The 12930-nt window shown below is 58.2% G+C and carries 10 protein-coding genes, 2 tRNA genes and 1 pseudogene; 5 read left to right on the top strand and 8 right to left on the bottom strand.

The window, feature by feature from the left end; genetic code table 11:
- A partial coding sequence (locus tag B2W52_RS02210) for a methyl-accepting chemotaxis protein (RefSeq protein WP_286801106.1) occupies positions 1–1150 on the bottom strand: 1150 nt, incomplete at its 3' end.
- 284 nt (positions 1151–1434) lie between these two features.
- Here B2W52_RS02210 and B2W52_RS02205 point away from each other — a divergent pair.
- The gene (locus B2W52_RS02205) at positions 1435–2100 is read left to right on the top strand and encodes a hypothetical protein (RefSeq protein ID WP_008171411.1); all 666 of its coding nucleotides are present in this window, start codon (positions 1435–1437) and stop codon (positions 2098–2100) included.
- A gap of 21 nt (positions 2101–2121) precedes the next feature.
- On the opposite strand, the gene B2W52_RS02200 is transcribed toward B2W52_RS02205, so the two are convergent.
- A complete protein-coding gene (locus tag B2W52_RS02200; protein WP_008171409.1) occupies positions 2122–2745 on the bottom strand; it encodes an L-threonylcarbamoyladenylate synthase in 624 nt (207 codons plus the stop codon).
- Positions 2742–3098 carry a BolA family protein gene (locus tag B2W52_RS02195; protein ID WP_008171407.1) on the bottom strand — a complete coding sequence of 119 codons (357 nt, stop codon included), beginning with the start codon at positions 3096–3098 and terminating at the stop codon, positions 2742–2744. The genes B2W52_RS02200 and B2W52_RS02195 overlap by 4 nt, the downstream gene beginning before the upstream one ends.
- A 277-nt stretch (positions 3099–3375) precedes the next feature.
- Between B2W52_RS02195 and B2W52_RS02190 the strand changes: the two genes are divergently transcribed.
- The 4 genes from B2W52_RS02190 to B2W52_RS02175 all read left to right on the top strand — a co-directional run bounded on the left by B2W52_RS02190 (position 3376) and on the right by B2W52_RS02175 (position 10636).
- Entirely contained in the window at positions 3376–5559 is a 2184-nt protein-coding gene (locus tag B2W52_RS02190) for a DNA topoisomerase III (protein ID WP_092034027.1), read from the top strand.
- A gap of 111 nt (positions 5560–5670) precedes the next feature.
- Positions 5671–6405 (top strand): response regulator transcription factor, encoded by a 735-nt coding sequence (locus B2W52_RS02185; protein ID WP_008171403.1) that lies wholly within the window; start codon positions 5671–5673, stop codon positions 6403–6405.
- Positions 6398–8035, top strand: coding sequence for a FecR family protein (locus B2W52_RS02180; protein WP_008171400.1), 1638 nt, complete (start codon positions 6398–6400; stop codon positions 8033–8035). The genes B2W52_RS02185 and B2W52_RS02180 overlap by 8 nt, the downstream gene beginning before the upstream one ends.
- A 33-nt stretch (positions 8036–8068) precedes the next feature.
- Positions 8069–10636, top strand: coding sequence for a CHASE2 domain-containing protein (locus B2W52_RS02175; protein ID WP_008171397.1), 2568 nt, complete (start codon positions 8069–8071; stop codon positions 10634–10636).
- A gap of 31 nt (positions 10637–10667) precedes the next feature.
- Here B2W52_RS02175 and B2W52_RS02170 read toward each other — a convergent pair whose 3' ends face one another.
- The 5 genes and pseudogenes from B2W52_RS02170 to tpiA all read right to left on the bottom strand — a co-directional run.
- Entirely contained in the window at positions 10668–11036 is a 369-nt protein-coding gene (locus B2W52_RS02170; RefSeq protein WP_227497769.1) for a fibronectin type III domain-containing protein, read from the bottom strand.
- A gap of 389 nt (positions 11037–11425) precedes the next feature.
- Positions 11426–11502, bottom strand: a tRNA-Met gene (locus tag B2W52_RS02165).
- A 199-nt stretch (positions 11503–11701) separates the two neighbouring features.
- Positions 11702–11788, bottom strand: a tRNA-Leu gene (locus B2W52_RS02160).
- Positions 11789–12059: 271 nt separating this feature from the next.
- Positions 12060–12282 (bottom strand): annotated as a pseudogene (gene secG, locus B2W52_RS02155) (preprotein translocase subunit SecG); the annotation flags it as partial.
- Between the two features lie 8 nt (positions 12283–12290).
- Positions 12291–12930: triose-phosphate isomerase (gene tpiA, locus B2W52_RS02150; RefSeq protein ID WP_286801105.1), on the bottom strand; the 640-nt coding region annotated here is incomplete at its 5' end.

The raw sequence follows: 12930 nt of genomic DNA, 5'->3' as shown, positions 1-12930 counted from the left end.
GCGCCAGCAGGTTGGTCTGGTCAGCGATATTGGAGATTACCTCCAGCATATCCGACATCTGGCTGGTACGTTGATCCAGCTGCTCAATGCGTTTTGCGCCACTCTGGACCTCGGTGTTCAATGCCTCGATGCTTTTTACTGCATTCCGGGCAAGGCTCTCACCCTTGCTCGCTGATTCCGCAGTATCTGCGGATTTTCGGGTGGTATGAATGGCATTTTCCCGGACCTGAACCGCAGATGCGGCCATCTCGGTAGTGGCGCTGGCCACCTGATCTGTGTTGTCACGCTGGGCAAGCACTTCCCTCTCTGTCGTGTCAGCCTTCCCCGCAATGCTTCTGGCCGCCTGCTCAACCTGTTCGGCGTTGTCCATGACGGTATTCATGCTCTCCCGTATCTTCGCCATCATCCGGTTGAACGCCCGGGACACGGAACCGATCTCGTCGTTGCGGGTAACCTCAAGCTCAATGGTCAGGTCAGAATTTCTGGAGATCTCGTCCATGCGGTCGTGGAGTCGCCGCAAACGGGAAAACACCAGTCGACTCAAAGCGGCGGCGGTCAGGAAAAACACCGCAGCAAAGATGGCTACCTGAATACCGCCACTGGTCAGCAGTTGCTGCTGCAAACGGGCATCGCTGTCAGCCATGGAATAGTCCACCCGAATGGCTCCAAGAACGTCTCCCTCACTGGCCTGATGACAGCCAAGACAGTTGACGCCCTGATAGTTCTCCATCGCGATCACGGGCTCGATCAGTGTGTAGACTCGCCCGTCCTCATTGCTGGAATAGGACTCCACCCGCTCACCGGCAAGCGCTTTCTTGTCCAAAGGTTCCCGCTTCTGTTCCGACGCGTTGCCGTTGCCGAAGATCCGGTTCAAATGGTCACTGCGAATCACCCGCACGTCCAGCACGTCTTCAGACGCCATCACCTTTTTCCGAAGCACATCCCGGTTACCGATGGTGCCGGTGACCATCATGGTATTCAGCCCATCGAAATAGGATTTTGCCAGTCCATCCACGTATTTGTGGCTGAACTCTTCAAGATGATCACGCTGTGAGTCTGCACTGTAGATTACGGTAAACACGAGCACCAGGGAGAAGGCAGCCGCCAAAGCGGCAAGTAAGAGAAAGCGGATGGAATACTGTTTTTTCATGGTAACCCGACACAGAGACCGCGCGGCATGCGGCCAGGACGTTGTTTTGACGTTTCGTGATGACAACTAACTGTCGCCAAACTTTATAGATATGCGTCAATTATTTCCTGACCCAGATCAGATCCGGGAAAAGTCGTTTACACATGAAGGAAGGAGGGAGCCCTCAGCCCGGGACTTCATCGAGTTGGCCTGAAAGCTGCAGAGCATGATGACAAGCATTCGTGATTCCCAACGCTGACTGTTCGGAAACCGCACTCCGGTTGACCGAAGGAGGAAACCCATCCATGTCCCTACTGACATCTCTGATCCGGGCGAGCACCCAGTTCCAGCAGGCCATGGAAAGGCGCCAGACGCCTTCAACAGGGCCGGAAGCCGCGCCCGGCAAAGCACAGGCAAAGGCCATGGAAACCGAGCCGACACCTGGCGATGACCGTTTTACACCCTCGGAGAACAACCAGTCTGACCTCTCACGGCTGAAAGCCCGCCGACTGGCCATGACCGACTACAAACAAACTGTGGGGCAGGATCTTGCCTTCGTTCGAGAAACACTGCGGCACAAACTTGCCGAATACAACCTGCACCCGGCAACCGCATTGAACGTGAGCAAAACGGAGAATGGCAGCGTTGCGGTGGAAGGGAAAATCGCAGACAACACACGCATCCAGATTGAAAAAGACCTGAACGTAAACAAAAACTTCAAGGAAGCGTTCAATCGCCTCAGCGTTAACGAGCCAACGCTGCATTTCATGGACAATGCGCTCAAACTGAATCAGGCGTACGGGGTGAATAACCCGCTATTGGACACACTGATCAGCGAGAACCAGCAATTTAACGGCCTGCAGGACCTCGTGCACCGTTACGACACCATGCGCCGCTCAGTGAGTGCCGAGCAAATCGAAGCTGCAGGGAATAGCCGGGCGTACGCCTTTAATCTGAACGCCCGGGCATAAAGGAAAGACGGATCAGGAGAATCAGACCTCGAAAGGCGCCGGATCCCCCTTACCAACACGGGTAACCACCGGAGCCTCGCCGGTAAAGTCCACGACCGTGGTCGCTTCCATACCGCAGAATCCCCCGTCGATAATCAGATCCAGCTCATGCTCCAGGGTTTCCCGGATTTCATAAGGGTCTGTCATCGGATCGGTTTCGCCCGGCAGAATCAGAGTGCTACTCATGATGGGCTCACCAAGCTCGCCCAACAGCTCCTGAACAATGGCATTGTCCGGCACACGGACGCCTACTGACCGGCGTTTGGGATGAAGCAGCCGCCGGGGCACTTCACTGGTGGCATCCAGAATGAAAGTGTAGGGCCCGGGCGTGAAATTCTTCAGCAACCGGTACTGGGTGTTGTCCACCTTGGCATAGACCCCGATGTCCGAAAGATCCCGGCACACCAAGGTGAAGTTGTGCTTGTCATCCAGACGGCGAATCCGCTTGATCCGATCCGCCGCCTGCTTGTCACCCAGGTGACAGCCAATGGCATAGGCTGAATCCGTGGGATACACGATCACCCCGCCACGACGCAGAATATCCACCGCCTGATTGATCAGACGCTTCTGCGGCGTCTCCGGATGAATCTGGAAAAACTGACTCATGAACCCTCTCCCTGTGCGGTCCGCGTCGCCATCGCCGGATCTTTCTTCGACCCGCCCATACAATTCGGAGATTCCGGCGCCGACTGCCCCGTCGCCTCCCATTCTTCCGGTGAGTATAGATGCAACGCCAGCGCATGAACCGGCCCCGCCAGTTCCTCGGCAAGCACCTTGTAAATCGCCTGATGCCGCCGCACCCTCATCTGCCCCTCAAATTCCGGCGACACCAGGGTCACCTTGAAATGAGTTTCAGAATTAGGAGGCACACTGTGCTTGTGGCTCTCGTTCTCCACCTGAAGCACACGCGCATCGAAGGCGTCGTTCAGCTTGGTTTCAATTGCATTCTGGATCTTCATGTTTCGAGACTCCTACAGCTCAACCCTGATGGAAGAGGGCGAATGGCGAACGGTCAGAAGCGGGTGTGGAGATGGCTTTCCCAAAAGTGTGTGTTGCCAAGGATGGCAGCACCAAGCCCCCATGGATGGGTTCACGGCGTCTTTTGGGAAAGCCATCTTCACAGCCGCCTCCACCAACACCCTCAGTCTACTACACATACAGGACACACCCGAGAGCCTTGACACCATAAAGCCAAAGCGCCACATTCCCATCCCGATTCCAAAACACCCAAACCCCATGCACCTGTACATCGCCGAAAAACCAAGCCTCGGCCGCGCCATCGCCGCTGCCCTCCCTGGCCCTCACCAGAAAGGCCAGGGCTGGATACGCTGTGGCACTGGCGAAAATGCTGCCACCGTTAGCTGGTGCATCGGCCACCTGCTGGAACCGGCAGAACCTGCACGCTATAACCCCGCTTGGAAGAAATGGCGCCAGGAAGACCTGCCGATGTTTCCCGACAAATGGGAGGTCATGCCCAAGGACAGTGTTCAGCAACAATTAAAGGTGCTGGAATCGCTGATTCGCCAGGCCAAGACCATTATTCATGCTGGCGACCCGGATCGGGAAGGCCAGCTGCTGGTGGACGAAGTTATCCGCTATTTCGGTGCCAGCGCCCCGGTTCAACGGATACTGATCAACGATTTGACGCCAGCGGCCGTGGCCCGGGCGATCCAGAGCCCCAGGGACAACCGGGAATTCCGTCGGTTATCCCATTCCGCCCTGGCCAGACAACGCGCCGACTGGCTCTATGGCATCAACCTGACCCGATTTTATACCCTCAGTTATCAGCGGCAGGGTGAACAGGGGGTCTATTCCGTTGGCCGGGTACAGACTCCGGTACTTGGCCTTGTGGTTGAACGTGACAATACCATCGAACACTTCCAGCCCAAGCCCTATTACCGCATTGAAGCAAGGTTCAGGGCTCAGGAGGAAGAAGCCGACCAGCAAACCTTCACCGCCCGCTGGCAGCCCAACGAGCAGTTCCAGGATTACCTGGATGAAGAGAACCGCCTGCTCAACCGGGAAGTCGCTGAACAGATTGCCGACAGCGTTCGAAACCGACCCGGCACCATCACCGAGTCCCGCTTTCGGGATCGGTCGGAAGCGCCACCGCTGCCGTTTTCCCTGTCGGCCCTGCAAATTGAAGCAGGCCGGCTATTCCGCATGGGTGCCAAAGACGTCCTGGATACCGCCCAGAATCTTTACGAGCGCCACCAGCTCATCACCTACCCGCGATCAGATTGCCGGTTTTTACCGGAAGGCCACTACAGCCAGCGGGAGCAGGTGATAAGAGCCATTGCCCGAGTGGCACCGGATCTGGAGCAAGCCTGCAACGGCGCAGACCTTGGCCGCAGGACTTCCGCGTGGAACGACAAACAGGTCGACGCCCACCACGCTATTATCCCAACCAGCCGCCCGACGCCGAACGGCAAACTCAGTGACGCGGAAGAAAAAATCTACGGACTGATCAGCCGGTACTATCTGATGCAGTTCGCGCCCGATGCCGTGCACAGGGAGGGTAAGCTAACGGTACGAGTGTCAGAGCACGAATTCCGCGCGACGGAAACGGCCATCCTGGTGCCCGGCTGGAAAACGCTGGAACTGAAACTGCGAGAAGCTCGCAAGGAACCGGAGAAGGCACCGCTTCCCAGACTGGAAAAAGGCGAACCGGTATTCTGCGACGATAGCAACCTCAGCGAGCGCAAAACCCAGCCGCCCCAGCATTTCACCGACGCGACCCTGCTCTCGGCAATGACCAACATTGCCCGATTTGTAACCGATACCGAACTTCGCAAAACCCTACGCGAGACCGATGGCCTGGGCACCGAAGCAACCCGGGCTGCGATCATCGATACCTTATTCAAGCGCGATTACCTGTACCGCGACAGTCGACATATACGCGCCACCGACAAAGCCAAGGCGTTGATCAGTGCTTTGCCCGAATCGGTCAGCAAGCCGGATCGCACGGCCGTCTGGGAAGCCAACCTGGAGAGCATTCGCCGTGGCGAGGGCGACCCCAGAAAGTTTCTGGATACCCTCAAAGAGGAGATCCGCGGCTTTCTGGCCAGGCCCCAGGGCCGCCCGACCGTCGACTCGGAGAGCATCGGCACAACCTCGCCAGAGGCACAGCCCCACTGCCCCAAATGTCGCGCCCCGATGCTGGAGCGAGAGGGCAAATTCGGCCGCTTTTTTGCCTGCACCCGCTACCCGGATTGCCGGGGCACCCGACCGCTGGAAGAAGCCACGCCTCAGGATGGCACTGGCCAGAAACCCATTCCATGCCCCCACTGTTTCTCGCCCCTGGTGCGACGAAAAGGGAAAAAAGGCTGGTTCTGGGGCTGCAGTAATTTCCCCGGCTGCCGACAAACACTGGACGACGACAACGGAAAGCCTTCAGTCCGTTTACGCAAGTCTACATAACGATACTGAACGCAGATCCACATTTTGTGATAATTGATTGATATAGCAGAGTAGTCCATTGAAAGCTCTGCTCGATACCAGGCAAGAGAGCGACACTCCGGGAGAGGCTTAATGCGTATTGCTTTGCTTGAAGATGAAACCGAACAGGCACAGCACATCCAGTCAATTCTGTCTGAAAGCGGGCACCACTGCGACAGCTTCCCGACCGGCCAAAATTTCCTGAGCGCGGTTCTGCACCGCAGCTATGACCTCCTGATTCTGGATTGGCAGATTCCGGACATGACCGGCATTGATGTTCTCGAGAGCGTTCGCGCCCAGCTGAACTGGCCGATTCCAGTCGTGTTTCTCACCCAGCGGGACAGCGAGGCAGATATTGTTCGGGCTCTGGATGCCGGCGCCGACGATTACCTGGCCAAGCCGGCCCGTGCGGCGGAATTGGGCGCGCGCATCAATGCTCTGGCGAGACGCTCCAATCCTGACAGCGAAAAGGAAGTGCTTCGCTATGGTCCGTTCGAAATCAACACGCAGCAAAGGGTCATTGCACTCCATGGTGAAGAACTGACGCTGACCGACAAGGATTTCGATCTGACCCTGTTCCTGTTCCAGAACCAGGGCCGGCTGCTGACTCGGGAAATGCTGCTTGAGCGCGTCTGGGGTCTGGCGCGGGATATCAATACCCGTACCGTGGACACCCATATGAGCCGACTGCGCCGTCGTCTCGGCCTGAACCCGGAAAACGGCTTCCGCATCAAGACCATTTACCAGCGGGGCTACCGACTGGAGGCCATGAAGGCGCAGGACCAGGCCTTTGACGTCGACGAACCCGCCAGGGCAGCCAATGACTGACAGCCCGGCTCCGCGATTACCGGCACTGCTGCTGATCCTTTCACTGCTTGCCTGGGCTGCCCCCGCGGCTGCCGAGCTTTCGGTAACGCGCGGTTCAGCCGGGCATTCTGACGTTTCGTCGGCCAACCCGGTGCCCGAGTGGATCTACACCTTGCGGCCGGGAGAAAGCTTTTCGGAAGTGGCCAACGACCTGCTCGCACCCAATTATCCCGCGAGTCGCCTTCTGCAATACAACAAGATTGGCAACGGTGCCATTCTGGGTGCCGGCGACAGTGTGCGAATTCCCCTTGCCTGGCTAAAGCGCCAACCTCAGCCGGCGCGGGCGACATCGGTCACCGGAACCGTACAGCTGATTTCCGGAAATACCGGTCGGAAAACACCCCTGAGTGAAGACGCCCTCATCCGCGTTGGTGATGAAATTCTGTCCGCGTCCGGGACCGCCACCATTGAACTGGCGGACGGCTCGGAAGTAAGGATTTCTCCGAATTCTCGACTCATCTTCAATCGCCTGACCCAATACGGCAAAGCCGGCATGGTCGATACCAGACTCCGACTCGACAGGGGCGAGATCCACACCCGAGTGAAGCCGGTCATGGAGGGAGGCGCACGATTCGAGATTGAAACGCCTTCGGCCGTCGCCGCCGTGAGAGGTACCGCATTTTCACTCCAGACATCGGCAGAGGGCACTCGCCTGCAGGTAACCGAGGGCGACGTTGACTTCGGGGCCCCCGGCAAGACCCGCCGGATCCCTGCGGGTTTCGGAGCCAGCCTGTCCACCACTAACAATGACGGCCTGAGCATTCGCCGCCTACCGCCAGCGCCGGCGCTCGATCCACTGCCACCGAGACTGACCCAACTGCCCACCACCATGACCTGGCAGGAAAGTCGCGCCCCCATGCACCGGGTGGACATCTTCGAAAGCGACACAGGCCGCTGGGTAGAAAGCCGAAAACTGACAGGCAACAGCTTTGATATCGGGCAACTGGATAATGGCAGCTATGAGGTACACCTGGCGGCACTCGATACTCGCGGCACGGCGGGGATGCCACGCGTCGTCCCGCTGGAAGTCGATCTTCAGGCCAGGACTGCCAGCCTGGTTGCTCCGGAAGATGGGGGCACCGTCAACGACGATATGCCCGAGTTTCGCTGGCAGCTTAACGGCGACAATGAAGTGGCTCGGGTAGAGATAGCCGAAGATCAGGATTTCCGGAACCTGATCGCCACCAGCGAGTGGGCACCCGAAACGGCTGCCCTGCCCTCACGCCCGCTTGGGCCTGGCAAGTATTACTGGCGCGTGGTGACCGAAGCAGGCGGCAATTCAGTTGCTACAACGCAGCCGCGGGAGCTGGTGGTCAATGGCAGCCTGCCTCCGGTTCGGATCATCAGCGTGAACTACATCGACAGCCAGGTAAGGGTGTTCTGGGAGAAGGTAGACACGGCGGCAGAATACCGACTGCAACTCTCGGAGGAGCCGGGCTTCAACAATATCATCAAGGAGGCAACACTGCCTGATACCACGGCAGCCTTGCGTCTTATTCCCGGAAGGCGGTATTTTGTGCGCCTGAAAGCTCTTTCTGATGGTCCACTGCAAAGCCGTTGGGGACCAGGGAGGGAATTGTACCTGGAATAATCCGTTGATCGACCGAACCACACAGCAGGGCTCATGAACCGGGATTGGCTGCCAATTAAAACGACCCCCTGGACTCTGGGCCTGATACTGCTGGCACTGCTCCTGCTTATCCAGACAACCGAACTACCTCAACGCCTGGATTACTGGCTGTACGACCAAGCCATCACCTCGAATCCACTGGAAGCCTCGGACGAGGTGGTTCTGGTGACGATCGACGAGCTGAGCCTGAATCGCCTGGGCCGCTGGCCCTGGCCCCGTAATCTGCACGCTGAGCTCATTGCCAAGCTCAACGAGGCAGGCGCAAAAACCATTGTGTTCGATATTCTGTTCGCCGAACCGTCGCCAGACGACCAGCAACTGGCAGAACAGATGCGAAGTCACGGCAACGTTATTCTGCCAGTCTATCTGTCGCCTCCCACCTCCCAGTACCTGTTAAGCGAACAATTGCCGGTTGGAGTGCTGGCTTCAGCGGCCGCCGGTCTGGGCCATGCTCATGTGGAACTGGACAGCGACGGCGTTGCCAGAGGTCTTTACCTGTTTAATGGCCTCGGGAACCAGCTCTGGCCAAGCCTTGCGCTGGCCGCAAGCGGTGTTGGACCACAAAATCCGGAGGCCGGGGATACGCCTTCCTATGTCAATATCCGGGATCAATACCGTGCCGTGCCCCTGATCGGTGGTGCCGGCTCTCTCCAGTCGTATTCTTTCTCGCAGGTACTCACTCAGCCGGCCGCACCCGAACACTTCAGTGGCAAAATAGTCTTTGTCGGTGCCACAGCCGCCGGTTTTGGCGACATACTGCCCACGCCCTTCTCGGGGCTGAGCCGTCCGATGTCCGGCGTTGAATTCCACGCCAACGTGTTGTCGGCATACATGCAGGGATTGTTGATTAAGCCGGCACCGGCGTGGGCGTCTGCCCTGCTGGCCATGACAACCATCCTGATACTCGCCCTCGCCCTGCCACCCATGCGCCCTGCGCGAACCCTTCTCGCCTGCGCGATGGTTCTGGCGGGACTGCTCGGAATCTATCTGTTCGTGCTGCTGACGATGCGATGGTGGTTTCCCCTTGCAAACGCACTGCTGGTTCCACTCTTGGCCTTTCCTGTATCCAGCGGCCTTCGACTGGCCATGACCAACCGATTTTTGAACCGTCAACTGGACGAACTGGCCAGAAGTCCCCAGGTCGCACTGCCCGCACCCTCGGGAAGGAACCCGACACAACTTCTGGAGCACTTCCAGGCCCTGTTTCGCCCCACAGGGTGGCTTTTGATGGAGGAGAACGACATCCTCTCCGCACGTGGACTGTCACAGAGCGATATTCCAGATGACCTGACTCCGGGGCACTGGTTTCACGACAGCAATCGCAGCTGGATTCAGCTATTGCGAGCCGGCACCCGCTATCACCTGGGCCTGCTGTTACCCAATGATCTCGGGCGCGAGGCCATCCAGCGCTATCTGCGCAGGCTTCACCTTGAGCAAGCCGTACCGGCGGATTCTGCAGCCAGACCCAGTGAAAACATTTCTGCACGAATCGAGCGGGTCCGCATCGCCACGGATCGGTTGAACCACATGCAGCAGTTCATCCGGAGAAGTTTTGAGCGCATGCCCGACGGTATCATCGTGACCGACGAACTGGGGGTCATCCGTTTTGCCAACGGCCACATAGAGGAATGGTTCCGCGAGCCCATGCCGAGCCTGGCCGGCCTTCCCCTGGTAAAACTGCTGGAGGGACACGATCCGCGGGAAACGCCACCCTGGCATGAAACCGTTTCCGACACCCTGACCCTATTACAGAGCCGCACCGTAGACCTCAGGATTCGCGACAAAGATTTCCTGATTCATTTTGCACCGTTTTCGCTGCCAGACAGCGACCAGCAAGGCATCATTGCCAATATTTCGGATATTTCGGAATTGCGGGAGCAGCAGCGCCAGCACCGCGAGGCAATCGACTTTATTTCCCATGACGTGCGCTCGCCTCTGGTTTCACAGCTTGCCCTGATCGAACAGTTGAAACGGGATCCCAGCCACATTGAACAGGAACAGCTGGAACAACTGGGGCGGCTGGCCCGGAGAAGCTATCACCTGGCCGAGGAATTCGTGCAGTTGGCCCGGGCGGAACAATTAACGGAAACCCGGTTCTACGAATGCGAATTTCTGGCGATCGTAGAGAACGCCCGTGACAGCGTCAGCGAGCAGGCTGTAGAGAAGCAGATACAACTCCAGTTACAGGGTACCGAGGATTTGTGGCTGAAAGGCAATGCAGAGCTTCTGGAGCGCGCCGTTATCAACCTGCTGACCAATGCCGTTCAATACAGCCCGAGTGGATCAGACGTCAGCATTCAGGTCTTCCGCGCTGGCCATCAGGCCTGTTTGACGATTGCCGATGAAGGTACCGGTATCGATCCGGAGGAACTGCCGCACCTGTTTGACCGTTACCGGCGTCAAAAAAGCACTGAGCTGGCCGGAGTCCACGGAACGGGACTCGGACTATCCTTCGTCAAAACCGTTGTTGAAAAGCATAGAGGGGAAATTTCGGTGTCGTCGCAACCGGGCGAAGGCTCTGCGTTCACCCTCAAACTGCCGATTGCAGACCCGATGGCCTGAGACTTCACACTCCAGGCCCGGGGTTCTAGTCTCAGGAACGGATGGACTTGCTCACAACATCGGAGGGCTCACTGATCAGCCCGTTGGTATCCTGAACCTGGATAGTGAAATACCAGGTCCCTGCGTCCAGACCACTCACTTCGTAGGACATTTCCGCTTCGGCCTGAGCATTGGTGACGACCACCTCTTCGCTCAGCTCGTCAGCATCCTGACCGTACCGGATCACATATTTGTCGAGCTCACCCATCGGAATGCTCTCGCCGTTAACGCGAGTCAGGGGAGCGCTCCAGCTCAATACTGCGGAGCGTTCCGGAGACGAGATTCCCCCACTAGAGCTAGTTTGTGTGCCTGAAGAATCGGAAGAGCCACCACCGCCACACCCTGTGAGTAGTGCTCCCATAGCGAACGCGGCAATCCATGCCTGTGACACTTTGATGACGCGCTTCATGTGGTTTAAGCACCATTTTTTCGTCGATTTTGTGAAATTGTATAAAACGGGGCTGATTATCGATGTGAACTCTGTCATTCCCCTAGTTACGAAATTGTCAATTTCCCGTCAGGGACTCGTAATGAAGTTAGAGAAGTTACTGATTGGGAAGGCAAAAATTTGCCCGGAAGGGGCCGACAACAGGCGGCAGCACTGAAAAAATTCTATTGAGGGAGAAGTATGGGAGTAGCTTATAAAACAAAAGGCCCGCAAAAGCGGGCCCTTTCTCTACAGCGGTCTCGGTGACTCAGAAGCTCCGATTAGAAACAACAAAGCCCGCATAAGCGGGCTTTGTTAAATAGTGGTAGCGGGGGCTGGATTCGAACCAACGACCTTCGGGTTATGAGCCCGACGAGCTACCAGACTGCTCCACCCCGCACTTGAAATCGAGCGCAAATACTAAATATTCACGCCGGTTTTGTCAAACCTAATCCTGAAAAAAACGTTTATTTTTCCAGGATTTATACTCACATTCCGGCGGTTGCTTCCAGCCCTGCCCCGCCCCGGGGACCAGGCTGAAAAAACCGCGGGCTTCGTTGGAAGCCGCGGAAGGCTCCAAACGGAACCTGTCCTGATTTTGGTGCCGAAGGCCGGACTTGAACCGGCACGACCGTAAGGTCACTACCCCCTCAAGATAGCGTGTCTACCAATTCCACCACTTCGGCGAAGAACTGATTTACTGCTTCCCGGAATCGGACGTCGTCTCATCCGGGGCCGGGGATTCTAACCCAGCCGACGGCACATCTGAAGTCTCTTTTTCAGATTTCCCGGAATCCATCCCGGGCGCCTCGGCGGGAACGTCCGCGCCCTGGGCCGGGCCGGTGGACGGTACGTCGCCGGAGACCGGCTCGTCGGCGTCGTCCAGCGCCGGCACGTCCTGATCGTCCACGGATTCCAGGGCCGGCAGGAAGCTGCCCGCGCCTTCCGCTTCCTGGCGCGCCATCCAGGCCAGGCCCAGGCTGGTGACGAAAAACACCACCGCCAGAACCGCCGTGAAACGGGTCAGAAAATTGGCGGACCCGGCGCTGCCGAATACGGTCTGCGAACCGCCGCCACCGAAAGAGGCGCCGGCGTCGGCCCCCTTGCCATGCTGGATCAGGATCAGGCCGATAAGACCGAGGGCCGCCAGCACGTGCACCACATGAAGCACAATATCCATAAGTTAAATCAACCTGCCGCCCGACAAATGGCGATAAATTCTTTTTCGTTCAGTGAGGCCCCGCCGATCAGTCCACCATCGATGTCCGGCTGGGCAAACAGAGGGGCGGCATTATCCGCCTTTACGCTGCCGCCGTAAAGGAGGCGTAGGCCGGCGGCCACATCGGGGTCGCGGGCGGCCAGGGCGGCACGCAGGTCGGCGTGCACCGCCTGGGCCTGTTCCGGCGAGGCGGTGAGGCCGGTTCCGATCGCCCAGATCGGCTCATAGGCCAGCACCGCGCGGTCGAAAGCGGCACTGCCGGCGGCCTCCACCACCGCCATCAACTGCCGGACCACCACATGCTCGGTGTCGCCGGCTTCGCGCTGGCGCAGGGTTTCACCGACACACAGAATCGGTATCAGCCCGGCCTTTTGCGCGCGCAGGAACTTGCTGGCGACCAGGTCGTCGTCCTCGCCGAAGTGCTCGCGGCGCTCCGAGTGGCCGACGATCACGTAGCGGCAGCCCATATCCACCAGCATTTCCGCCGATACTTCCCCGGTGAAGGCGCCGTCCTCGTGGTCGCACAGGGTCTGTGCGCCCAGCCCCACGCCGCTGTCCTTCAGTTCGGCGCCGAGCGCCTGCAGGTACGGGAACGGCGGGGACACCGCC

The organism is Marinobacter sp. UBA2498 (assembly GCF_002341575.1).
In the GTDB taxonomy this organism is placed as follows: Bacteria; Pseudomonadota; Gammaproteobacteria; order Pseudomonadales; family Oleiphilaceae; genus Marinobacter; species Marinobacter manganoxydans.
The sequence above is the reverse complement of the archived record's forward strand: the minus strand, read 5'-3'. Positions and strand labels throughout refer to the sequence as shown.